Raw genomic sequence first — 24,129 nt, 5'->3', positions numbered from 1 at the left:
AGGTCTATCGCCAAGCGGTAAGGCAGCGGCTTTTGATGCCGCCATTCCCTGGTTCGAATCCAGGTAGACCTGCCATATTCAACGTTATTGAGACTTTACCAATTGTCTTGATAACTACAGATTAAGTTGCGGAAGTGGCGGAATTGGTAGACGCACCAGATTTAGGTTCTGGCGCCGCAAGGTGTGAGAGTTCAAGTCTCTCCTTCCGCACCATCTTGATATAATCTACGTAAACAATTTATGCGGAAGTGGCGGAATTGGTAGACGCACCAGATTTAGGTTCTGGCGCCGCAAGGTGTGAGAGTTCAAGTCTCTCCTTCCGCACCATATTTATTGTAAAACCCAGCTTTATGCTGGGTTTTCTTTTATCTGAACAAACCTTTTACTCATTGATTAAACGCGTTCCCCAGACATAAAAAATCCAGCCGTAGCTGGATTTTACTTAAAGTCATGACTTTCTAATATGCTGCGAAATTACTTTCTTAGCCTAGAAGCCCCAACGCTGAGTTGGGCGCCTGCTTTGCTTGAGCAAGAACGGAGCTAGATGCTTGAGACAAGATCTGAGCTTTTGTTAGTGCTGTAGTTTCTTTGGCGAAATCAGTATCTTTGATTCGGCTCTTAGACGCATTTACGTTTTCGTTAATGTTATCTAAGTTGTTGATCGCATGGCTGAATCGATTCTGGAAAGCACCAAGTTCTGCACGGTGGCTATCCACAAATTTCAACGCTGAATCGACAATCGCAACCGCTTCTTGAGAGCCTGCAACCGTAGTGACATCGATAGTATCAACCGTTACCGCTTGGGCTGGGCCCATGCTCAATTCACCAGCCAGTGCCCCACCGAATGTCACATCACCGGTGACACGGTTATTATCAGTAAAGACTTGTAAGTTACCATCATCTCCAACAGATGCTTTGACCATATCAGTCTGACCGTTGATGTACGTAGCCAGCTCTTCAATATCATCACCTTCTTTCGCATTTATTGTGATGTTTTGTTGTTCACCAAATACATCTGTCAGTGCAATAGTCAAGTCATTGGAACCTGCTTGTACGGCCCAGTCTTTGTCTTTGGCATTGGCTGCAGAATAGCTATTACCACCCATCATGCTGTTATCACTACGCATGTTGTTCAGTGTCAGCATAACTGCTTCACCATTGTCAGCACCAATCTGGAATGACTTAGTTGAGAATGTACCGTTCAGTAGCTTGTTACCACCGAATGAAGTGGTTTCAGCAATACGGTTCAGCTCGTCGTTCAGTGCAGTGATCTCTTCCTGAATCGCAACACGTTCAGACTTAGAGTTCGAGCCGTTTGCAGATTGTAGTGACAAATCACGCATACGTTGCAGAATGTTAGTCGTTTCATTCATAGCGCCTTCAGCTGTCTGCGCCATGGAAATACCATCATTCGCGTTACGTACAGCAACGTCTAGACCTCGGCTTTGTACATTCAAACGGTTAGAGATCTGCAAGCCTGCTGCATCATCTTTAGCACTGTTGATTTTAAAACCAGAAGATAAACGTTCCATTGAGGATTGCTGTGCATTAGATGCGCTATTTAGGTAGCGCTGCGCAGTCATTGCCGCAACATTCGTGTTTACATTAACCGCCATAGTGGTTACTCCTATTGATTTTCCGTAGATCGGAAGTTTCGAAAGGTTTCCGACGTCTCGGTAAACCAAGTTCTCTCAAAGTAACCTTATTAGCGACGATAAAATGATTATCTTTAGAGCAATTTTAAAAATTCCTACGAAAACTAGGGAGAAGAGTAAATATGTTGATCAAATCAGCAGATATGAAATCTATTGCTAAAGTTTTTGCTAAAACAGCCGGGGGAGTGAGGGGGTAAAAGGGAGTTTGTTTAAGAATAGCAGAGGTAGGCTAGCCTGTATAACAGGCAAAAGAAAAGCCCCTTTTCCTTTGAGAGAACCGGGGCTAGTGTGGTAGCCATTGTGGAGATCGAGAGAAATGATCACAGCCTGGCTGCCGTGTGCATAAGTCACTTGGTTAATTAGAGCAGGTGTGAGAGAGAACTCTAATTACCTTATCACCTATGCTTGCCGAAACATCTTCGCTAGCCCCACGTCTAGGTTAATGCTAGTGAAGATATCTACTGCTACTGCAATAATGACATTGCAGAATTTGGCAACTGTTTTGCTTGGGCTAGAATCGAAGTACCAGCCTGTTGCAGGATTTGTGCTTTGGTCATCGCGGTCGTTTCTTTCGCAAAATCTGTATCGCGGATTCGACTGTTTGATGCCTCTACGTTTTCTTGGATGTTGGCCAAGTTATTAATACTGTGGCTTAATCGGTTTTGCTTAGCACCTAAGTCTGCACGTTGTGAATCAACGTATCGCAGAGCTGCATCCACAATACCAACCGCATTCTGCGCGCCACCAACAGTATTTACATCAATATTTTGAACAGTTGTATTCAGACCCGGTCCACCATTTAAACCCAGTTCTGAAGCAAGACCGCCGGAAATATTTAGGTTACCTTCCAAGTTCGGCTCTGCGGCAAAGATCTGCAGCTTACCTTCTTCATCCACAGACGCTTTCAATTTATCAGTCTGACCATTGATGTACGTCGCCAACTCCTCGATGTCATCACCATCTTTCGCAATGATATCTAACGTGATTGCTTCACCATCTTTAGTCGTGAACTCAAACTTGAGATCTTTAGCTGTAGGAGGAACGCCCCAATCTTTAGTCTTAGGTTGCTCAGCAACAAATGACTGTCCCCCCATACGGAAGTCATCCGCACGAATACTGGTTAGGCCCATGATAATTGCTTCACCTGAACTCGCACCTATCTGGAACGATGCTTCACCAAATGAGCCGTTAAGCAGTTTACGGCCACCAAAAGATGTCGTTTCCGCAATACGGTTTAGTTCATCTTGCAGTGCTTCAACTTCTTCGTTAAGAGCCTGGCGCTCAGACGCAGAGTTTGTTCCGTTCGCTGATTGCAACGACAAGTCACGTATACGCTGTAGGATAGATGTCGATTCGTTCATAGCACCTTCCGCTGTCTGGGCAATGGAAATACCATCATTAGCATTTCGCATGGCAACATCCAGACCACGAGACTGTGCTGTCAAGCGGTTAGAGATCTGAAGACCCGCAGCATCGTCTTTTGCACTGTTGATTTTCTGACCTGAAGACAATCTTTCCATCGAGGTGTTTAAATCACCTGTGGCCTTGTTCAGGTAACGCTGGGCAGTCATTGCCGACACGTTAGTATTTACAGTAATGGTCATAGTTTGCTCTCCTAATGAGTTCGCAAGTGCTTTGCGAAGCGGCCAGCTTAATCTCAGTTGGAAGCACTGACCGTAAATGACTTGCTAAGCAGGAAACGCCTGCTTAAAACCTGTTCGTTAAACTCTTGGTTTTATCAATACAAGTAGTGTGCCAACTTTAGAAAACGAATAATAAAATAATTTTATTCTTTATTTTCAATGTCTTAATGACAACCATGCTTTATCGTATAGATGTTCATTTTATCGCCATACAGTAGCGGCAATGACCTTGCCGCCTATTTGCCACTTAGTTGCCATTGCCATACAGGCGATGTTTCTGACCAAAGGGCAATACCTGACTTCGCACATACGGCTTAGCACGTATGGCATTGAAGTTAGATGTAATTAAATAATGTTAGATCTTTGGTTTTACCGAATGCTTGTTGAGAAGCTTGAAGCGCGCGTGAGTTTTCATTGAACTCAATGATGGCATCGGCATAATCGAGGTCTTCAAAGTTACTCTTGGATTTTGCCAAGGTCATTTTAAAGTCGTCGTGTTGTTCTTCTTGAATATCCAGTGTATTCAGGCGAGCACCGACATCAGTCCTTGCCTTGTTCAGATGAATAAATGCCGCATGGAACTCCTGAGTAATCTGATGAAGCTCCGCAGTATTTGACGTATCTGACACTGAGCCTTCTGCTAATTTCATCGCTTGCTTAAACGTATCAAAGATGCTGTACGTTTTTCGCGGCTCTAAGGTAATCGCATCACCTTTGGTTATTTGGCCTTTGACCTGAATCGTGACATCTTCAAACTTAATCCCAATTACAGGGTCAAAGTTATCTGCTTTAACTACCGCCCCATCACGCTCAAGCTGATAGCCATAATTTCCATCAGGCATGTCAACAAACGTGACTTTGTACGTCGATTGGTCATCTGGATTGGTATTTATCGCTCGCTCAAGCAGTAATTCTGAGACACCTTTGAGATCATATTGAGGCTCAAAGTCTCCATAAGGATTGTCGATTTCCATAAACAGTTTGCTGCCCGGATCATTGATTGGCATTTCCAAGCTGTTAGAGATCTTCATCTTACGTTGGTAATCATCACCGGCGTAAACCACATCACCATCTTTATCACGGAAAAACGGCTGGTTTTTCGGCTTAGTCCCCGCAAAAATATAGTTACCTGATTCATCTTGCACATTAGAGAGGTTGAGGAAATTATTCGAAATTTCCAACAACTCACGGCGCTTCGCGATTCGATCTTCAGGTGATAAAGAACCATTAATCATCTCCATGACTGTACGCTTAGCTTCATCAGCATACTGTTCCGCATTGGAAATAATTACTTCATGGTGCTCTAGACGGTTGCGACTAAGTACAATCGCATCGGTAAACTGGCGTAACTGCTCTTTCTGTTGACCAATGTTTTGGATGTAATGCGTCGCTAGCGGATCATCACTGGCTCGCATTAACTTCTTACCCGAAGCTAGCTGAGCTTGATTGTGGTGAACTTTGGCTTCCTGGCGGCGTAAATCATTCTGTACCGATTGATAGTTGTGGAAGCTGGAAATACGATTCATCATTTATCTGCCCCCCTATCTCAACGCCAATATGGTGTTAAAGGTATCGTTCGCCGCTTGCATAATGCGCGATGATGCCATGTAAGCCTGCTGAAACTTCATCATGTTGGCAGCTTCTTCATCAAGGTTCACCCCGGAGATAGAAGCGACCCTTTCTTGCGCGGCTTCTTTCTCCAGACGTGATACGTCGGTTAAGCGAGACGCCGTTGACATTTGCAGGCCTACGTCAGTATTCAGGTTGTGGTAGATATCCAATACCGTTGATTCACCATCATTGAGGTGTTTGTTGGTCTGGATATTCTGCATTTTAAGTAAGTTGCCGTTATCACCTTCGGATGGGACAAGGTTTGCCGTGAACTTGTCATTAGCAATCGCCCCTGCAGACAACTCAAACGTGGTGCCCTGTACAGTCACAGGTCCTGTTGGCGGGTAAGCCTGAGGCTGAAGTAGAATCTTGCCTTTGGTGTCCGTGACGGCAAACTGCTTCCCGTCCGGCGAGATGATCACTTCGAATTCGCGTAAATCGCCTGCAGTATCAATAGAGAAAGTCGCGCTACCTTGGGCAAACGTCGTTGAAGCTTCGTAACTCTGAGCGGCAATAGCAGATGGGTCATTAGTTGCCATCTGCATCTGCGCCGCACCGTTTCGTGTCGGTCTGATCAACACTCGTTCACCCGCTTGCAGGCCGTTGTTGATATCAATGCGAATGCCGTCGAGTGATATTGAGTTTCCAACCACAGGGACAATCGACATCTCACCATTAGGGCGAGTTATATAGTAATCACCACCGTTAAACTGAAGCGAGTACTGACCACCTACCAATTTATTGGTATCTTCAATGTACACTTCTAGGTCGGCAGTTGAATTAGATGATGTCACCACACGGGACTTGGCCACTACTTCAGAGTTCACATCAGTAAAAACTAACCCACCGATATTACCCCTAAGATCCAGACCTTGAGATTGAAGTGCATTCACATCATAAGAAAACGCGGTCGCCATCTTACCTAATTCATCCATCAGGTACGGGATTTTCTCGTCACGCATTGTCAGCATCGCACCAAGTTTACCGTCGATATCTTTGGTAGTGATGGCTTTGATGCCTTTACCTTCGATCATCGCCAAACGGCGCTGATGCACATCAGGATAACCATCAATCATTTTTAGCTGGCTAGCCTCTGTACCCGAGACTAGGGTGTGTCCGTTACCAATATGAACGTTAAAACCTTCAGCGTTTTTGCGCGGCGTTACCGTCACTTTGGTGTACTCAGACAGCTCTGCTATCAGCTTTTCATGCTGATCCATTAAATCATTGTGCGGGCCAGGTGTACGCATCATTAAGCGATGCAGGTCCCTGATTTCAAGAGCAAGCTGGTTTACTCGCTCAATGCCGAGATCGAGCTTTTTGTTGGTGACATCGGACTGTCTGCGTATGGTTTCGTGGAAGTCATTGAGGTTCTGCGTAATAAGATCTGCTTTTTCCAGCACTACTTTTCGTGCGCCAACATCATTAGGGCTATCCGCTAGTGACTTGACCGCATCAAACCATTCATTGAGATTTTCAGGAATTTTTTTCGACGCGACTGATGACAACATGTTGGATAGCATTTCCAAGTTAGCCTCATCATCGACCTTATGAGCGTAGTTAGTCGTTGAGATGTTCATCTCATTGACGGCAAACTGATCCCAAGAGCGGCGAACTTTTTCCACATGCACACCCATGCCATAGGTTTCCCCGCCGTATTGGCGTGGCATATTCGCACCTTGGATCACCGACTGACGGCTATAACCCTCTGTATTTACATTAGAGATGTTATGACCCGTGGTGTTAAGTTGTCTCTGAGCCGTCAGTACGCTTTGCGAACCAAGATTCAGAAGATCAGACGCCATATAGCCCCCAGGAAACCCAATAAAATCAGTAGAACTGAATAACTTAGTTAACTAAAAGCAATATATGTGCCAAATGCGGGATGCGGGATGCGGGATGCGGGATGCGGGATGCGGGATGCGGGATGCGGGATGCGGGATGCGGGATTATTTTGCTTTTCTGAAGACCATTCCTGTCAACATTTTTACCACAAGTTAAAGTTATAGCCTTCGCTCTCGTTAAAGCACTCACGCTTAAAAACAAACTCACCCGAAGGTGAGTCTACTTACATCTGATCGATTTGCGCTTTTACTCTTAAAACCTTGTTAGCGTACTGCGGGTCAGTCGCATAACCAGCCTGATGAATACCATGAATAAACTGCTCATTGTTGCCTTGATGGCGAAGTGCCATGGTGTAGCGAGGGTTATCATTCAAGAAGCGCACATAATCATTAAAGCTTTCTTCAAAGTTAGAGTACGAGCGGAAAGCCGCTTTTTCTTTTACCGGCACACCTTGATGATATTCTAGGGTCTGCGTCGCAACCTTATCTCCACCCCAGCTCTTATCAGCTTTGATGTTAAACAAGTTGTTGCTGCTACCACGGCCATTACTGACCACTTTTTGCCCCCACCCCGTTTCCAACGCGGCCTGAGCCAATAGCAATGAAGAGTCCACACCCAATGCTCGTGCTGCTTTTTCAGCATACGGCTTCATGGATGTCACGAAGGACTCTGGAGACTCGAAAGAAGTGGGTGTTGAAGCAGCTGCAGTAACAGGAGCAAGCTCTGCATTCTCTCGGCGAGACTGGCGGACATTATCAATTTTGTTCATCAAAGCTTCGAAGTCGGCTTCGCGACTGGCAGCATTAGGGTTTTCCACTGACCCAGAAGTAAGCTGAGCTACGATCATATCAGCCAGTCCAAGAGAGCCTGAGGAGCTAAGTTCACTCGCCATTTGCTCATCCATCATCTGGCGATAAAACTGCTGATTTTGGCTGTCCATCAACCCTGATTCAAACGTTGAGTTAGCATCACGCATCGATTTAAACAGCATGGAAGTAAAGATGGATTCGAACTGCTTGGCTGCCGCAGTCAGTGCTTCTCTTTCACTGTTTTCATCCCCATCCACCGCTTTCTGACGTAATTTGTCGAGATTAGCGATGTCGTGGATGAAACCGATGTCTTTTCCATTGTTAATCATAACGCTTCTCCTTAGATTACGATCAACTGACCTTCAATCGCACCCGCCTGTTTGAGCGCTTGGAGGATAGCCATAAGATCTGACGGTGCTGCACCAACCTCGTTTACGGCGCGGACCAAATCATCTAAGGTCAAGCCAGGTTCGAATTTGAACATCTTGCCCTGTTCTTCAGTAACTTCGATATCCGTATCGGGTGTCACCACCGTTTCACCACCACCAAACGCATTTGGTTGGCTTACATTAAGGTTTTCCTTGATTGCGACCGTCATGCCGCCATGTGTAATCGCAGCTGGTTTAAGGCGCACATGTTTACCAACCACAATCGTTCCGGTGCGAGAGTTAACAATAATTTTCGCTGAACCCTCAGCCGGATTAAACTCAAGGTTCTCGATGGCAGAGAGGAAAGAAACGCGTTGAGAGATATCACGTGGAGCGCGGACTTTGACAGAAGTAGCATCAATCGCTTGAGCCATTTGTGGGCCAAGGAAATTATTCACTGCATCAGCCATACGCTGCGCTGTTGTAAAATCAGACTCAAGTAGATTAAAGGTAATGTAGTCGCCACGACCAAATGGTGACGGGATTTCACGCTCGACAATCGCACCATTAGAAATCATACCCGCTGTTGGGTTGTTACCGACGATTTTAGATCCATCAGCGCCAGTAGCACTAAATCCACTCACGACCAAGTTGCCTTGTGCAACGGCATAAATTTGCCCATCAAGACCTTTCAACATGGTCTGCATCAAGGTGCCACCACGTAAGCTTTTTGCTGAACCGATAGAGGTGACTGTGACGTCGATAGTCTGGCCTTGCTTAGAAAAAGCCGCTAAGTCAGCCGTAACAATCACAGCCGCAACATTCTTTGATTTCGGCTTGGTACCAGGTGGAAGCTGAATGCCGAAATTTTCGAGCATAGCGTTAAAGCTTTGATCGGTAAAAGGTGTTGATTCACCTGTACCCGGTAAACCCGTGACCAAGCCGTAACCGACCAACTGGTTGCTTCGTACACCTGCCACCTGTGACACATCTTTGATACGTGCGGCATAAGCCGGTGTGGATGCAATGATCAAACTCGTCAATAACAGAATCAGCTTCTTCATCGGGATACCTTTCTTAAATACTCTGTGCCAAAACTTCGACTTCAGATGGCTTTATAAAGCCACATTAAAGAATCGTGCCAAGAATCCCGGCTCTTGCATATCTTGTTGAGTACCTGTGCCTGAGTAGCGAATTCTTGCGTTTGATATGCGGTTTGACGCAATTGTATTCTCATAAGAGATATCATCTGGACGGATCGTGCCGCTTAAGCGGATATACTCATCCCCCGTATTGAGCGTCAACCATTTCTCGCCTCGAATCACAAGATTGCCATTGGCCAGTACTTCAACCACTTCAACAGTAATCGAGCCAGAAATGCTGTTACTCTGGTTGGCCGCCGCGCTACCACTGAATTTGTTATCGTTACTTAAATTGTATGAGAAGTTGTAATCGCCGATGTTTAGCTGTTGACCACCAACTTCAAGCGGGTCCATTGATGCGTCGTTGTTTTTCGACAAATCCGCATCCGAGCTTTTGGCTGCCTTAGTATTTTCATCCAAAGTCACGGTGATGATGTCACCTACACCGCGCGGCTTGGAATCATCGTAAAGACTGCTTGCTTGAACCGTATTGAATAGAGACCCAGTCTCTGCCGCATAGTGCTCTGGCTGATGCTTGGGGTGAATTGGCGCCCAAGCAGGATCACCTGCAACCGGATCGGTTCTGCCGCGAAGCGTATCAACGATACCTGAACTTTCGTCTTGAGACTTATCCCCTTCAACAGCATCTACCGTAGTCGTACCCTGAACAACATCGGATGTTTCAATTGGCGCTTCAAGCATCGAACAGCCCGATAACAGGGCAATAGCCAAAATGGTCAGTAAGCGATTCATTAGCAATTCCTCAATATTCCAGGCTTATAGTTGCTGGTTAACGAAGCTCATCATCTTGTCGACGGCAGAGATGACTTTAGAATTCATTTCGTACACACGCTGCGCTTCGATCATGTTAACTAGCTCTTCCGTCACATTCACGTTAGAGGTTTCCAACATGGATTGACGAATGTCACCAAACCCATCAAAGCCAGGAACACCTTCTTGAGGATCGCCACTAGCACCCGTTGGTAAGTACAAGTTCTGCCCGATGGGCTCAAGGCCACCTGGGTTAACAAAATCTACGGTCGCAATTTGCCCTACGACCTGATTATCTTGTTGACCACGAACACGCACTGACACTTCACCGTCCGTACCAATCGTAATGCTAATTGCATCTTCAGGGATGGCGATTTCTGGCTCTAGTGGATAACCAGCACCTGAAGTCACCACGACACCTTCATCGTTAACAGTAAATTGGCCGTTGCGGCTATAACCAATGTTGCCGTCTGGCATTAGGATCTGGAAGAAGCCATCACCTTCAATCATCATGTCGAGGCTGTTATTGGTCGTTTGAGTATTACCTTGAGTGTGAACCTTTTGAGTTGCGACCACTTTAGAGCCCGCACCCAACATCAAACCACTTGGTAACTCGGTGTTTTGTGAGGACTGACCACCCGGCTGATTAATGTTCTGATAAAACAGATCTTCAAATACCGCACGGCTCTTTTTGTAACCAACCGTTGACGCGTTCGCCAGGTTATTTGAAATCGTAGAAATATTGGTTTGTTGGGCATCCAAACCCGTTTTACTTACCCATAATGCAGGATGCATATCTCTCTCCTAATAATCTGTTTAGCTCATACGAAGCAAAGAGTCAGACGCTTTGTCCATTTCTTCTGCCGTGCTCATCATCTTGACCTGCATCTCGAACTGACGCTGAAGGTCAATCAGATTGGTCATTTCGCCAATTGCATTGACGTTACTGCCCTCCAGCGCACCGGTCAGCAGTTTGACGCCGGCATCCATTTCGTATGCGGCATTAGGATCTTTGGAACGGAATAACCCGTTAACATCTTTGTATAGTGATTGATTATTGGTGCTAGTGAGCTTGATTCGATCGACGATTTCTATCGCATCCGCCGGCGCGCCCTGAGGAACTACAGAAATCGTACCGTCAGTGCCAACTTCAATTTTGCTGACTGGAATAGGTATCGTAATTGGCGCTCCAGTCTCTCCTAAGACTAAGTTGCCATTACCTGTGGTAAGCATGCCATTGACGTCAACTTTCATGTTGCCGTTGCGAGTCAGACCTTCTTTGCCTGTGTTATCAAGAACAGAGATCCAACCTTGATCTTGAATGGTGACGTCTAAGTCCCGCCCAGTAGTAATCACACTACCCTGCTGGAAATTATGGCCCGGACGCTCTGTCATGCTGAATACACGGCTTGGCATACCATCACCGTATGCTTGCATAGAACGGGCTTGCGCCAAATCAGCACGGAAACCCGTGGTACTGACGTTTGCTAGGTTGTTCGCTCTAAGCTGCATAGCCTGCATATTCTGCTTTGCGCCACTCATAGCGAGAAACAGTGCACGATCCATAATTTGCTCCAATAATCACAATTCAGATCAATTAAAGCAAATGGTATGCCAGTTTTTATATATCGCTATTTATCAACAACTTAACTAGTGGTTTTATATCAGGAAGAGTAATAGATGAAAAGAATTGCCATAGGTGGCAACAATAGCAAGCTGGTTGTTGCCACCAGCCTGCTATTCAGATGATTGCGGAATGTCTTTAAACTCTCAGAACCATGATTAACGAATCTGCAGGATGTTCTGTTGAGTTTGGTTATGCACTTCCAGAGAACGTGAGTTCGCTTGGAAGTTACGCTGAGCAGAGATAAGATCCACCAGCTCCTGTGTCATATCGATATTGGCTTGCTCAAGCACGCCACTCGAAATCGTACCAAAGGAGCCCTTGTTTGATTCACCCCAAATCTTGTTGCCAGAGAACTGAGTTGAATCCCACTGAGTACCACCTTTCTTATCCAGGCCTTGCTCATTAGGCACTCGGACTAATGCAACTCGACCTAAGATAATGTTCTCACCATTCGAATAAGTACCAAGCACGCTACCGTTCTCATCGAAATCAACTTTGGTCAGGAAGCCAGTCGTTGCACCGTCTTCATCAAACTTGGTTAATTCAAATGGAGCGGCAAACTGTGTCGCATCCTGTAGACCAAATGATAATGTTTGGTTGATATCCGCACCATTTAGCTCTACTGGGTTTGCACCTGTACCAAGTGGCTCAGAAACAATGTTCTGACCGTTGTTCAGGCTTGCTAACGTACCATCATTATTGAATCGCATAGTGTGACCAACATGACCCGTAGGCGCCGTTGCATCGCCACCAACTATATTGATTGGCTTCTCACCAGCGCTATCAGTAACGGTGTAATACGTTTGCCAAGTATTGGCTTGGTTCTGATCTTTCAAGTAGTAAGTCGTCAACTTGTACGACTGACCCATGGAGTCATAGATAGTCGAAGACGTTGAACGGTTGTAGGTTTCCGGGTCAGAAAAATCAAACAATGCTGGGTCTTTCAAATCACCACCAGCAGGCAAGTTAACACCTACATCAATATTCGAAGTCTGCTTAGGTTTACCAAACTCTTTCGGGATATTAATTGGCGAAGGCTCGTAAGACAGTACATCGCCCGTGTCTTTGTTGACCTGATAACCTAACAGGAACTCATCATTCGCTGTTGTCATGTAGTTATCTTTGTTCAGGTGAAATGCGCCATTACGTGTCAACTCGTTGGTCGTTGGTGCCAGACGATCTTTAGCAACAGCAAAGAAGCCAGTACCAGAGACACGCAAATCCATTGGGTTATTGGTATAAATACTTGAACCTTCATGGAATTGCTGAGCAACCTTAGCGGCTTGTACACCCTGACCAGGCGTGGTCTTAGCATGGGTGAACAGTGAATTAGAGTAAACATCACCAAACTCGGCACGGGACTCTTTAAAGCCATATGTGTTCGCGTTCGCAATGTTGTTACTGGTTGTGTTCAGATCTAACTGAGCTGCGGACAAGCCGCTTAATGCAACATAAGACATTCCAAAATCTCCTATCTAGCCAGCGTGATTACGCTTTGCCAACTTCTAGTACTTCAGCAAGTCGAACTGGCGACTCAAAGCCAGCCAGATTGAGTAGTACGTTACCATCACCTTTACCAAGCAAGACGCTATTTACGTTAGCGTAAGTCGAAACTTCAAAATCTTTCGCCTGCCCGTCCAGCAAACCTGATGCTTTCACATTGTATTTGCCAGCCGGCAATGGATTACCGTTTTGATCTTTACCATCCCATTCAACGCGGTTGTCACCTGCAGGTTTAGAACCGACATCGAAGGTACGGATCAGCTGCCCCATTTGATCTTCTACTCGCACCATTAGGTTATCAACAGATTGAGGTAGTTTGACCATAGCAGCCATGGAGCCATCATCAGCCTTCACCCCTGCTGCACCCGGGACTAATACGTCTCGACCAACAAGTGATGATGCCTGAAGCGCTTGGTTAGAAGTCATCGACGCATTCAGTGTTTCAAACTGATTGTTCATTTTGCCGATGCCATCTACCGTCGCAAACGACGCCATCTGAGCAATCATCTGGTCATTGCTAACCGGCTTAAACGGGTCTTGCTGGGCAAGCTGCTTGGTGAGCAACGATAAGAAGTCTTCTTGTTTAAGATCCTGCTTACCTGTTGTTTCATCAGGCTTATTCTTGTCCTGAAGTTGTTTAAGCTGGTCAACATAGGACAAGCCACTCTGACCAACATTATTATTAATGCCCCCGGCCATATGTTACCTCCTATCCTTATTGACCCATCTGCAGCGTACGCAGCAGCATTTGTTTGCTTGCATCTGCTACTTGAACATTCGTTTGGTATGAACGAGAAGCAGAAATCATATTAGCCATTTCTTCCATCACATTAACGTTTGGCTTGTAGATATAGCCATCGTCATTTGCGAGTGGGTGCTCTGGGTTGTACTCCGCATCAAGCGGTTTATCACTTTCAACTATCCCTAACACTTGTACCGGCACCGTATGGTCTCGACCGTACTTAGCCTTACTTAACTCAGCACCAAACACAGCATGGCGAGCTTTATAAGTATCTTTCGCAGAGCTAGAGACACTGTCGGCATTTGCCAAGTTGCTTGAGGTGGTATTTAGACGAACAGATTCAGCGCTCATGGCAGAACCAGTTACATTGAAAACGTTAAACAAGCTCATCTAGTTACTCCCCTTTAATGCTTTAGTTAAGTTCTTGAATTTACTTCCTAAGAAGTCAAGTGATGCCTGGTGTCTGATTTGATTTTGCATAAACAAGTTACGCTCTAAATCTACATCCACCGTGTTGCCATCACCGGTGTCAGGTTGAGTCGGAAGTCGATAAAGCACTTCCCCTGTCACTTGCGTAGAGGCAGGAATATGCCGACTGTCGGTACGACTAAGCCCAATGCTTGCCCCCGATGTTGCCGCCTGCAATGCCTTTTGGAAGTCCATGCCTTTCGATTTATAGCCAGGAGTGTTCGCTTGAGCAATGTTGGTGGAAATCACCTCAGCATTGCGCTCACGTACGCCCACCGTGTATTGGTGGATACCTAATGCGTTGTCGAAAGATATAGCCATGTTAACCTCTACATAAAGAACTGACCGTTAGTACTGAATAACAAAGCAATTAGCGTACCAACTTTAATTGAATCGTAATTTCTTTGTTATAAGCTCATCAGCAATTACCACGCCAAAATGTGAAATTGTGGAGCAATGGAATGTCACTGTAAGTATAGAAAATTAATCCAAATACGAAAAAGCCCAGCGAGTAGCTGGGCTTGAGTTAAATGTATTCGGCTTATTTAAGTTTATAAATAATACCTGGGTTACATCGGACCATCTCGAAACGGTCAGTTAACCCAGTTAAAGACTCAGACGCCCCAAGTAGTAGGTATCCACCAGGGTTTAAACTGTTAGCCATCTGATTTAAAACCTGTGATTTCATGTCCGGAGAGAAATAAATCAATACGTTACGACAGAAAATGATGTCGAACTTGCCGAGCAAAGCGTAGCTGTCCATTAGATTTTGAGGACGGAAATTAACCAGGCGCTTAACATTGTCTTTAACTTTCATCCGACCATCGCCAGCATCTTCAAAGAAATTGCGGCGACGTTCAGGAGACAAACCACGCCCTAAGGCAAGATTATCGTAAACACCTGCACGGCACATATCCAACATACTTGCGGAAATATCCGTTGCCGTTACAGATACGCTCGGCAACATTCCTGGTTTACGCTGTTGGGTTTCGAGAATGGTCATTGCCATAGAATACGGCTCCTGACCAGAAGAGCTTGCCGCTGACCAAATTTTTATTGGTCGTTTGTTTGCCGCCGCTTCCGGCAACAGTTTGTTAGCAAGGACTTCAAACGGGTAAGTATCACGAAACCACAGTGTTTCGTTGGTTGTCATAGCATCAACAGCGGCAACACGTAACTCTCGGTTACGGCCAGTGACAACATCTCGTAGCAGATCGGACAAAGAGCTGAGCTTAAACTTTGTCACAAGAGGGCTTAACCGGCTCCTCACTAAGTACTGTTTACTGTCACCTAGTACGATGCCACATTGAGATTCTAAGAAACGGCTGAAATCACGATACTCTTGATCGCTTATAGTTATCGCTGTCATTTACTTCTCTTTATTCAGTAAGCGCAGTCTTCACTGCATTACCAAGTTCATCAGGGTTGAATTTCGCAATAAAGGAGTTGGCTCCCACACGTTCGACCATCGCTTGGTTAAATACACCACTGAGTGATGAATGGAGAATAACATAAAGATCTTTAAGATCAGGGTTACGCCTTATTTCTGCTGTTAAGGTATAGCCATCCATTTCAGGCATCTCGATATCTGAGATAACCAAAGAAATCTGGTCATAGATACTACCTTCTGCTGCCATTTCTACCAGCTTCTCATAAGCTTGCTTACCATCAATAACAGCAATCGCTTCAAAACCCAGTGATGTAATTGCACGTTCAACCTGCTTACGCGCTACCGTTGAATCGTCAGCTATCAAAATACGGCGAACTATCTCTTTCTCTGATTCAACCTGGGCTATCTCCTCACCGATTGAAGCGTCCATTGTTTCATCCACTGGCGCGATTTCTGCAAGGATCTTTTCTACATCAAGAATTTCGACGAGCTCATTATCAATGTTGGTGACAGCAGTCAAATAGTTGGATTTACCAGCGCCTTCAGGTGGTGGCAGGATCGCTTCCCAATGCATGTTGATGATACGCTCTACGGACGTTACAAGGAAAGCCTGAATCGTACGGTTAAATTCAGCGATCACAACAAAAGCTTTTTCAACGTCAGTAGTCGGACGGCCGCCAACAGCTAAACTTAAATCAATAACTGAAACAGTATGGCCACGGATATGAGCCACCCCTTTGACTAGGTGGTGCAAGTTTGGCATTGAAGTAAGCTTAGGGCACTGAAGTACCTCTTTTACTTTAAATACGTTAATTCCATAACGTTGTCGCCCCATCAGACGAAACGTTAGGAGTTCCAATCGGTTTTGACCGACGAGTTGCGTACGCTGATTCACCGAATCAAGAATACCCGACATAAGCTCATCTCCATCTCAAACTTTCATGCTAAAAAAAATGGTAGTCTACTAACGGCCATGTAAAACTATTAGAGAAATAGAATGACATACTCAAAATCACACTTATGCTCATTTTCCATAACTAATTGTAGAGCTTTCTATAAAAACTTTTATAAGTCTATCGTCTTTTTATGCTTTTTCTTTAGTTTTTCAGCAACATCAGCCACGCCTGAGCAAATTATCAGTATTCAACAGGCGGCAGAAGAGTACGTCTTATCGACCATCGAATGGCCTACAGGCGGTACGTTAGAGGCAAGAGCGGCAAATATTGATAGCCGTGTCTTTGCCACCGATTGCCCAAGCAATTTAGACGCCTCTTCCTCCTCTACCAACCCCAACGCCAGTAACATCACTGTGTTAGTAGAGTGTAGCGAAGATAACTGGAAATTATATGTTCCTGTCAGACTGACGCGCTCTGGCCCTCAAGTTACGCTCGTTGGGCCGCTTAGCCGAGGCCAGATTATCTCACGACAAGATGTCACTATTAATATGGTAGACTTGCAACGCTTCAGGCGGCAAGGCTTTTCCAACATTGATGCCGTAATTGGCGCAAAAACAAAGAAAAATCTGCGTGCTGGCGAAGTTATTGAAAGCAATGATATATGCGTAGTTTGCCGCAATGAAACGGTCACAATCAAAGCCGTAAAGTCTGGTATGACCATCACAACCAAGGGCACAGCCCTCACAGATGGGTCACATGGTGAACAGATAAGAGTGAAAAATACAAAATCCAACCGTATAATTGAAGGGAGAGTCACGGGGATCTCGGAAGTGACGGTTATTTTCTGATCAATTTAAAAAAAGCCTAAAGTAATCCCTACTCTAGTCGATATTGACAACATAAGATTCTAAACACGTAAAGGCTCACACATATGGCAGGCATTGATAACATACGCTCTGGGCAGACGGTAACAACGTCGACAAGAAGCACAGCGCGTAATGAAAATAGCCCTTCTGCAACTGATTCAGCAAAGAAGTCAGAAGTTGCACAAGACTCTGTATCCTTAAGTAAACAAGGTAAGGCAGTCGGTGAAATGCATACCCAACTTGCTAGCCAGCCAAGCTTTGACCAAGCAAAAGTTGCCGCTATCAAAGAAGCTATTGCAAATGGCTCTTACAGCGTTGACCCGCAAAAGCTGGCTGATAATATGATCAAGTTCGAGAAAGAACTTGGTGGTTTTGAGTAACGAGTTTCTGTCATGGCAGCCCTAAGCAGTTTAGTTGAGTTCCAACTCAAAAGCGCAACCGATCTTTCATTGCTGTTAGAGAAAGAGAAAGCTGCGATCGCTAGCAGGGTGGCTAAAGAAATCGAACAGCTTGCCAAAGAAAAACTCACTTTAATTAACCAGCTTCAACAGACTGACCAACGTATTAGCCAGCATCCCGATGTGGCGACTTTGACCAATGATCCAGAGTTGAGCCCTCTAGTCGATCAAATTCGTTCTATCGTCCATGATTGCCAACAAGCGAATGCAGTAAACGGTGAAGCCTTGCAACGCGCACAATTAAGCTTCAATAAGCTGAATAACCTAATGCAACAAACTCAGGGCAAACTGGGTATGACATACACAGCAGAGGGTCAAACCAAGAATGTCACTACCTTAGGCACTAATATCAAAGCCTAACCAACCTGAACACAAAAAAGCGGCAATGATTGCCGCTTTTTTTGATCGAAGATTTAGAGAGAAATTTAGAAAAGAGTTTGTTGACGTTTTTCCGGAACGACCTGCACTTCACCATAATCACGGAGCTTGTTCATCTTCTTGATGTCCAAGCGCAATTCAGTAACGTAACTGTCGCCCACTTTGTAACTGCGCACAACTTCAGCACCACGAATGACACCATCTACAGCACCTGAGGTTAGTTCAGTCCCTAAACGTTGATCCTGTAAATCTGCACGTCCGCTCACTCGCATACCATATACTTGCTCAGCCAGTTCTCGATAGGCATCAATCTTAGAGGCGCGCATCGCTCGCACCTGACGCTCTTCATCTGTACGGCCTTTCTGCTCACTGATATTGGCATAGCCAACCGCTGTTAACCAATCATCTGGGCGCATATTCTGCAAAGGTTGGCAGCCAACCATAATCAACGCAACTGCCAGTAAAAATAACTTCTTCATCTCAACTCCCTATGGACGCAGAATAACCGTGTAAGGTTGTCTTATTGTAGGGTCTGAGCGAATCAAAACACCATCTTCAGTTCGGATACTGTTAAGTGTGTCTAGGTCACGGCCAATTCTATCCGCAGGTAAGAAACCTTGAGCAGTGGCAACAACCACACGTGACTGCATACCGACGACACGAGCGTTAACCAGAACACCGCCTTCTTGACGTAGCATGGTCCCTGTCAGGACATATTGGATATCTTGCTCCTGAGATAAATCTTTCCAGTCACGACTGAAGGCGAAGTCTCCTTGCTGCGTCACTTGGATAGAGCCTGTCGTTTTGTAATCGACCACTTTAAAGCCGCGACGTTGGAATTGGTGGATAAACCCTTCCGATACCGAATTACCCAACCAGTTCGTCGCGTCCATATTTTGTAGATCAACAAAAGAGGTGACGGCAATCGGTGTCCGCGCAGACACACTGGTGTTCGAGATCATCAGATCTTCAGTCATACTCTCAATAAAGAAGTCAAGAGTATGACGCGGACTCTCCATCAGCATAAACTGGGAGCCTGGGTACGGTTCTTTACCGTTGTATATTGGGGCATAGGCACAAGCGGTGAGAAACACCACTGGCACTAGCGTTAGCCATCTTTTCATTCTCTAATCTCCGATACATATTAGGCACTGATTGGTTCCATTTCCTATCTCTCATAAAAAGTGGAACAGTCTTTGCTTTTCTAAATCTGCAACCATTCAGAACGGCAATGCCTAAATCAGCTAAGATAGAACAAGCAAAAAATGAACCAACTTGGAAGATGAATATGAAAAAATCGCTTCTTGTCCTGATTTCAACCATTTACGCCTCGCTGTACGCGAGTATAGCGTCTGCCGGATGGTATGAAGTGACCGGAACCGCCACAGTGGTTTCCTCTGAAGAAGTCGCTCGTATTCATGCATTGGAAGATGCTATTTATAAAGCCGTCAGCTTTTCTGGCGCCGATATCGGCAGCATTTCCAACTTGAGACCGCTACTAGAAAGTGAGCGTAAGGAATATCAATTCAGCAATACCGAAGTTCGCTATATCTTGGTCGATGAGCAGAAGGTCCGCAGTGGCGTCATGTTTGTCAAAGCGCGTATTGATATCTACCCATCGGCAACGGGTTGCCATGTCAGCCAATACAAGAAAACGTTTTTGGTCGGCAATATCGATGTAGAGTCACCTCAACAAGCAGTAATGGGCCAGATTTATAGTGTGGGGGACGATTTTGCTACGGTAATTAATCGCCAACTTGACCAGCAATCAGCCAACTTTGTCTCTGTTGGCACCACGGACTATGAAATCAGCCAACGTTACCCGGAACGCCTCAAAATGATCGCGCAAGACACCGGCGCTCAATATATCATTGGTGGCGTCATCACAGACTTAACCGCCACTATTGAACAGAAGCTGTTAAGAGATGACATCATCAACCGTCAGTTTGCACTAGAGATGACCGTATTTGATGGAAAAACAGGCAATGAAGTTTATAACCGCAATTATCGTGAAGTTGCGCGTTGGCCATTCCCCAAAACCAGCCAAGTGGATACGAAAAGTGCCCGCTTCTGGGCGTCAACATACGGTGACATGATGCTGCGCGTCAGCCGCAACATCATGTTAGATCTGGAATCAGAAGTGTCGTGTAAAATCACACTCCCAGAGATCATTTCAAAGTGGAACAATGTCCTCACTATGGATTTAGGCCGTATCCACGGCGTTCAGCAAGGCGATAAGCTCAAACTCTGGCACACGGGTTCCTTTATCGATCAACGTGGTTTGCCGCGTAATAAGGTGACAGAGTCAGACATTACTCTCACTGTGTCTCGTGTGTATGAAAACGAAGCAGAGCTTACCGTTGATCAGCCTGAGCTTGCAGGCAGCATTCAAATTGGCGATGTTATGCACAAGATGCTTTAAATCAGTGAGTTAAGGTTTAACATCCTGTTTTAATTCAGTATGATGAACCCAAGCTCCCGTGGCACAGCTGGATAGCGCGATCCCCTCCTAAGGGATAGGTCACAGGTTCGAATCCTGTCGGGAGCGCCACATCATATACAAGCCAGATCCAACGCAAGTAGGTCTGGCTTTTTTGTATCTATAATTCTATCTCTCGCCTGTCTATTCCATCCATTGCAACAACTTCTCTGTAAAGCAATAAAAAACCTCTTCCCAATCAGGGAAGAGGTCCAACAAGAAGAGTGTTGAAACAAGGATAATTAACATTGGTTCCATACCGAGGTGTTCATTAGGCGGATTCCAATAATGCCACCTGGCTAAAGTGGCAAGTTCGAACAATCGTCAGAGCACATAACCCATACCTAAAACCAGTTTAGCCACGAGAAATGAGTGCTTAGATCTCAATCTAAGCATTGTCCTACAAGAAGTGCTCACTGACACTTGAGCTTCTCGATGGAAAAAAGTGTAATATACGCATCAATTTGTTGTCAAACGTGAAACTTTTTTCAACAAAAAATAATCTCATACTGTGTAACAGTTCATAAAAAACGACTCGGAGAAGCATATTGAAAGATGTCACCACTATTGGCGGGCGGTTAAAAGAAATTCTTTTTGTTAAAGGCGTTTCTGCAGCTGAGCTATCTAGGAAAGTGGGTATTGAAAGAGGCTATATGAGCAAGCTTCTTAATAACAAAATTAAAAACCCACATAAGAACATGACCCAAATAGCGAAGACACTTAATGTATCCTACGAATGGCTGATGACCGGTGTTGAGCGCACTGGTACCTACGAACGTGATTATGATGTCGAAGGAATTGTTAACTCAAAGCTTCAAAAGATTGGTTTTTTTGAAACTGGTATGCCAATATCCAAGTTCCACAAACTCATTTACAATGATGAATCTATAAATATAGTCAGCACTAAGAAGCTTGGTGCTGGAAATTATTTATTTCAGAACGGTGAAGATATTATAGAGCTGTTTAGAGTTGACAATTTTATCAACTTAGTTTGGTATCCTCATGAACCTGAAAAAGACTATATTCCAATTGGCAAGGTTATAACAAAAATAAGTAAGGAACATATCAATGACAAGAAGCTTAAACTTGTTGAAGGTTGAAAATGGCTTAATATATTACACAAACGAAGACAATGACTATGTTTTAAGCTCACCAGCTAGAGGGCTTATCAACAAAGGGCTGGTTGTATTTTTCAAAAAAGAGCATCGAGATTTGATCCACGCGATGGATCCTATAACCAAATTTGATATTAAATGGTATGGGTTCCTTACCGCGCTTTATCTCGCCTCTCTCTTAGTTGCGATTCCTATGTCGCCGCATAGTGTTGAAATATTCGGCACCTGGCAGCCTGCTGGTATTTTAATATTCCCATTAACCTTCCTAGTCCTCGATACGATCAACGCAACACTCAGATACGAGTATGCTAAATCGACAACTTATTTTGGTGCAGGAATGTGTGCACTCGCCTCTGGATTAATCGCGGTTACCTTTTTCACTTTTGATATTCAATCTCCTTATAAAGAGGTATTCGAGCCACTTATATATTTATACCTGATTAATAGCCTGTGTATTCTTGCTGCTGACCAAGCTAACAACTTTATTTTCAGAAAACTCAGTATGAAGTTACATAAAGCGCCAATTTGGGCACGCTCTATTATTTCAAGTACTATTGGCCAAGCACTATATACTGTTATTTGGATCGGATTATTCTTTAATTCATCAACATCATTAACACTATTACAAAAGATTGCTGATAATTATCTATTTAAAGTCGGCTATGCTGTGGCACTAATTCCAGTACTTTATGCTTTAGTGTTTACTTACAACATTCTAAAAGCAAAGAAACAAAATGACGCTTCTGAGTTAGATGAAAACTCTAACTATGCTTAATTAGCCTTCTTCAAAACCAAAAAGCTCGGACTGTCTGTCCGAGCTTTTTATTGTTCATGACTTACCTATACTATCTGATCTAGTCATCACGACCAAAACAAGCCAGTATCCTAGAAATACTCACCTCGATACATTGCTGACTGCGTACCCTCTCATCGATAAAATTCTCTAGATCAGCAGCAAACGCTGACGGGATCGACAGAGAGTAACTTTTCTCTGAGGTATACACTTTATATGCTCCTGACATGAAGAACTGTTTGAACTCCTCCCCACTAAAAGAATATTCAAACTCTTTGGGCATCATTGAAATCACACTAAAACCTCTCGACTCAAACATTTCACGGTATTCCCTCTCATGCTCTAAGTGCATACAGACCATGCGAAAGTCTTGCCCAAGTTGAGGGTAAAAGTCTCGAAAAAACTCACTCATTAGGTTTGAGACCTGTGGACACCAGTCTTGTTTATAAGGAGTCTGAAGCACAAACATACCATCTGGTTTCAGGGCCGTTCTGATTGCCGACAATGCGGCATCATAGTCTTGATACCACTGAAAAGAGGAATTCGATGTGATGACATCAAACCCTTCCTCAGAGGCATAATCAACAATGTCTGCATGCACGAAGTCAATCGGGCTGTCAGGGTAAAGGTGTAGTGCCTGTTCGAGCATTTCCGACGACACATCTATCGCCACCATGGTTTGAGGTGATGAGTGATCGTGTATCAAGTGAGCGACTTTACCTGAGCCACATCCGACATCAAGCAAACGCCCAACCTTAGTGGGTAAAAGTCGAATCAACTCTTTAGCGGCATCAAACTGTACGATTCCATTGCGATGGTATTCTTTGTTGTAATTCATAACGCACTCATCTCTGTTTCAGGCGCAAGATGATAATTCAAAAGCCACTGAGTAACTGTAAGATACACGTCAAATACCACGCTTCTTACCTAGAATTTTCACAATAAAACAGGTGAGAACGTAGAGCCTTAATAAAAGCGCTTCCAACACTCAGCGTCTGATGAATCTCAACTACCAAAGCTCGGGGTGATTGAACACTTCGACACAAACAGGCTTACCAAAAACAGTGTCAAAAGCAGCACCATTGAATGAGTTTGCAAGCCAGCCTTGCGGTTGAGTAAGTGGGTACGGCGATGCAATGATAGATGTCTCCACCGGTTGAAAGCACACTTTAGAATAAAAGTTTGGATCACCATAAGTCATTACCAATTCGACGCCTTTCTCTTTAAGCTCTTTCAAGGCGTAACCTATTAATGCCTGACCAATGCCCTTGCCCTGATACTGGGTAGCAATCGCAACCGGAGACAATAAATACCCACTCGCCTTAGAGTCAAAGTTAATTGTTGACAGCAAGATACACCCAACAATGCGGCTTTCTTCTGTAGCGACATAGACCTCAACCTTGGAGGATTCGGTATTTTTCATCAAGTCAAACGCTAGATTCGATACAAGCAGCCCCTCACTTTCCCCCTCAGAATCGCTGAAAGTGTTTAAAAATAGTTGCTTGATCTCTTCAGCCTGACTCGGGTGATACAACGAATAATGCATAGATCTTTTTCCTTCTTCTCTTTC

At 44.7% G+C, this 24,129-nt stretch carries 25 protein-coding genes and 4 tRNA genes; 10 read left to right on the top strand and 19 right to left on the bottom strand.

Annotated elements, in window-relative coordinates:
* The 3 genes from QMA41_RS22560 (at window position 1) to QMA41_RS22550 (ending at window position 327) form a co-directional block, all read left to right on the top strand.
* Window positions 1-75, top strand: a tRNA-Gln gene (locus QMA41_RS22560).
* Between the two features lie 53 nt (window positions 76-128).
* Window positions 129-213: transfer RNA gene (locus QMA41_RS22555), tRNA-Leu, on the top strand.
* A gap of 29 nt (window positions 214-242) precedes the next feature.
* Window positions 243-327 (top strand) — tRNA-Leu (locus QMA41_RS22550).
* A gap of 155 nt (window positions 328-482) precedes the next feature.
* Here QMA41_RS22550 and QMA41_RS22545 read toward each other — a convergent pair.
* The 15 genes from QMA41_RS22545 to QMA41_RS22475 form a co-directional block, all read right to left on the bottom strand.
* The gene (locus QMA41_RS22545; protein ID WP_006957429.1) at window positions 483-1,616 is read right to left on the bottom strand and encodes a flagellin; all 1,134 of its coding nucleotides are present in this window, start codon (window positions 1,614-1,616) and stop codon (window positions 483-485) included.
* A 503-nt stretch (window positions 1,617-2,119) separates the two neighbouring features.
* Window positions 2,120-3,259 (bottom strand): flagellin, encoded by a 1,140-nt coding sequence (locus tag QMA41_RS22540; protein WP_021458639.1) that lies wholly within the window; start codon window positions 3,257-3,259, stop codon window positions 2,120-2,122.
* A gap of 374 nt (window positions 3,260-3,633) precedes the next feature.
* Window positions 3,634-4,827, bottom strand: a complete 1,194-nt coding sequence (flgL, locus tag QMA41_RS22535; RefSeq protein WP_281630668.1) for a flagellar hook-associated protein FlgL — start codon at window positions 4,825-4,827, stop codon at window positions 3,634-3,636.
* Between the two features lie 12 nt (window positions 4,828-4,839).
* The gene (gene flgK, locus QMA41_RS22530) at window positions 4,840-6,714 is read right to left on the bottom strand and encodes a flagellar hook-associated protein FlgK (protein WP_281630667.1); all 1,875 of its coding nucleotides are present in this window, start codon (window positions 6,712-6,714) and stop codon (window positions 4,840-4,842) included.
* Between the two features lie 263 nt (window positions 6,715-6,977).
* Entirely contained in the window at window positions 6,978-7,892 is a 915-nt protein-coding gene (gene flgJ, locus QMA41_RS22525) for a flagellar assembly peptidoglycan hydrolase FlgJ (protein ID WP_095666163.1), read from the bottom strand.
* Between the two features lie 11 nt (window positions 7,893-7,903).
* A complete protein-coding gene (locus tag QMA41_RS22520; RefSeq protein ID WP_021457054.1) occupies window positions 7,904-8,995 on the bottom strand; it encodes a flagellar basal body P-ring protein FlgI in 1,092 nt (363 codons plus the stop codon).
* Window positions 8,996-9,046: 51 nt separating this feature from the next.
* The gene (gene flgH / locus QMA41_RS22515) at window positions 9,047-9,826 is read right to left on the bottom strand and encodes a flagellar basal body L-ring protein FlgH (protein WP_006957423.1); all 780 of its coding nucleotides are present in this window, start codon (window positions 9,824-9,826) and stop codon (window positions 9,047-9,049) included.
* Window positions 9,827-9,850: 24 nt separating this feature from the next.
* On the bottom strand, window positions 9,851-10,639 hold the full coding sequence (flgG, locus tag QMA41_RS22510) for a flagellar basal-body rod protein FlgG (protein WP_006957422.1): 789 nt from the start codon (window positions 10,637-10,639) through the stop codon (window positions 9,851-9,853).
* Between the two features lie 21 nt (window positions 10,640-10,660).
* Window positions 10,661-11,410, bottom strand: coding sequence for a flagellar basal body rod protein FlgF (locus tag QMA41_RS22505; protein ID WP_019274766.1), 750 nt, complete (start codon window positions 11,408-11,410; stop codon window positions 10,661-10,663).
* A gap of 216 nt (window positions 11,411-11,626) precedes the next feature.
* Entirely contained in the window at window positions 11,627-12,931 is a 1,305-nt protein-coding gene (flgE, locus tag QMA41_RS22500; protein ID WP_038510101.1) for a flagellar hook protein FlgE, read from the bottom strand.
* A gap of 28 nt (window positions 12,932-12,959) precedes the next feature.
* A complete protein-coding gene (gene flgD / locus QMA41_RS22495; RefSeq protein WP_019274764.1) occupies window positions 12,960-13,673 on the bottom strand; it encodes a flagellar hook assembly protein FlgD in 714 nt (237 codons plus the stop codon).
* Between the two features lie 16 nt (window positions 13,674-13,689).
* A complete protein-coding gene (flgC, locus tag QMA41_RS22490; protein WP_006957418.1) occupies window positions 13,690-14,106 on the bottom strand; it encodes a flagellar basal body rod protein FlgC in 417 nt (138 codons plus the stop codon).
* On the bottom strand, window positions 14,107-14,505 hold the full coding sequence (gene flgB / locus QMA41_RS22485) for a flagellar basal body rod protein FlgB (protein WP_006957417.1): 399 nt from the start codon (window positions 14,503-14,505) through the stop codon (window positions 14,107-14,109).
* 220 nt (window positions 14,506-14,725) lie between these two features.
* Window positions 14,726-15,553 carry a protein-glutamate O-methyltransferase gene (locus QMA41_RS22480; RefSeq protein ID WP_006957416.1) on the bottom strand — a complete coding sequence of 276 codons (828 nt, stop codon included), beginning with the start codon at window positions 15,551-15,553 and terminating at the stop codon, window positions 14,726-14,728.
* A gap of 10 nt (window positions 15,554-15,563) precedes the next feature.
* A complete protein-coding gene (locus QMA41_RS22475; RefSeq protein ID WP_006957415.1) occupies window positions 15,564-16,490 on the bottom strand; it encodes a chemotaxis protein CheV in 927 nt (308 codons plus the stop codon).
* Between the two features lie 81 nt (window positions 16,491-16,571).
* On the opposite strand from QMA41_RS22475, the gene flgA reads away from it, so the two are divergent.
* The 3 genes from flgA to flgN all read left to right on the top strand — a co-directional run bounded on the left by flgA (window position 16,572) and on the right by flgN (window position 18,154).
* A complete protein-coding gene (flgA, locus tag QMA41_RS22470) occupies window positions 16,572-17,318 on the top strand; it encodes a flagellar basal body P-ring formation chaperone FlgA (RefSeq protein WP_006957414.1) in 747 nt (248 codons plus the stop codon).
* Between the two features lie 83 nt (window positions 17,319-17,401).
* Window positions 17,402-17,716, top strand: coding sequence for a flagellar biosynthesis anti-sigma factor FlgM (gene flgM / locus QMA41_RS22465; RefSeq protein ID WP_006957413.1), 315 nt, complete (start codon window positions 17,402-17,404; stop codon window positions 17,714-17,716).
* A 12-nt stretch (window positions 17,717-17,728) separates the two neighbouring features.
* Complete coding sequence (flgN, locus tag QMA41_RS22460) at window positions 17,729-18,154, top strand: flagellar export chaperone FlgN (protein WP_006957412.1); 426 nt, start codon at window positions 17,729-17,731, stop codon at window positions 18,152-18,154.
* A 65-nt stretch (window positions 18,155-18,219) separates the two neighbouring features.
* On the opposite strand, the gene flgP is transcribed toward flgN, so the two are convergent.
* Together flgP and QMA41_RS22450 are read right to left on the bottom strand one after the other, a co-directional pair.
* Entirely contained in the window at window positions 18,220-18,651 is a 432-nt protein-coding gene (flgP, locus tag QMA41_RS22455) for a flagellar assembly lipoprotein FlgP (protein ID WP_006957411.1), read from the bottom strand.
* A gap of 9 nt (window positions 18,652-18,660) precedes the next feature.
* Complete coding sequence (locus tag QMA41_RS22450; RefSeq protein WP_019274762.1) at window positions 18,661-19,296, bottom strand: FlgO family outer membrane protein; 636 nt, start codon at window positions 19,294-19,296, stop codon at window positions 18,661-18,663.
* A 164-nt stretch (window positions 19,297-19,460) separates the two neighbouring features.
* On the opposite strand from QMA41_RS22450, the gene QMA41_RS22445 reads away from it, so the two are divergent.
* The 4 genes from QMA41_RS22445 (at window position 19,461) to QMA41_RS22430 (ending at window position 22,541) form a co-directional block, all read left to right on the top strand.
* Entirely contained in the window at window positions 19,461-20,594 is a 1,134-nt protein-coding gene (locus tag QMA41_RS22445; RefSeq protein ID WP_029236009.1) for a flagellar assembly protein FlgT, read from the top strand.
* Between the two features lie 52 nt (window positions 20,595-20,646).
* Window positions 20,647-20,723: transfer RNA gene (locus QMA41_RS22440), tRNA-Arg, on the top strand.
* 476 nt (window positions 20,724-21,199) lie between these two features.
* Complete coding sequence (locus QMA41_RS22435; RefSeq protein ID WP_019274760.1) at window positions 21,200-21,751, top strand: helix-turn-helix transcriptional regulator; 552 nt, start codon at window positions 21,200-21,202, stop codon at window positions 21,749-21,751.
* Window positions 21,720-22,541: a VUT family protein gene (locus QMA41_RS22430; RefSeq protein ID WP_281630666.1), complete on the top strand. Its 822-nt coding sequence runs from the start codon at window positions 21,720-21,722 to the stop codon at window positions 22,539-22,541. Before QMA41_RS22435 ends, QMA41_RS22430 begins: the two co-directional genes overlap by 32 nt.
* Before the next feature lie 79 nt (window positions 22,542-22,620).
* Here the strand turns inward: QMA41_RS22430 and QMA41_RS22425 are convergent, their stop codons facing one another.
* Window positions 22,621-23,397 carry a methyltransferase domain-containing protein gene (locus QMA41_RS22425; protein WP_281630665.1) on the bottom strand — a complete coding sequence of 259 codons (777 nt, stop codon included), beginning with the start codon at window positions 23,395-23,397 and terminating at the stop codon, window positions 22,621-22,623.
* Between the two features lie 171 nt (window positions 23,398-23,568).
* Window positions 23,569-24,105 carry an N-acetyltransferase gene (locus QMA41_RS22420; protein WP_281630664.1) on the bottom strand — a complete coding sequence of 179 codons (537 nt, stop codon included), beginning with the start codon at window positions 24,103-24,105 and terminating at the stop codon, window positions 23,569-23,571.
* Between the last annotated feature and the right edge of the window lie 24 nt (window positions 24,106-24,129).

It is taken from the genome of Vibrio sp. St2 (assembly GCF_947311885.1).
Classification (GTDB): Bacteria; Pseudomonadota; Gammaproteobacteria; order Enterobacterales; family Vibrionaceae; genus Vibrio; species Vibrio coralliilyticus.
The sequence above is the reverse complement of the archived record's forward strand: the minus strand, read 5'-3'. Positions and strand labels throughout refer to the sequence as shown.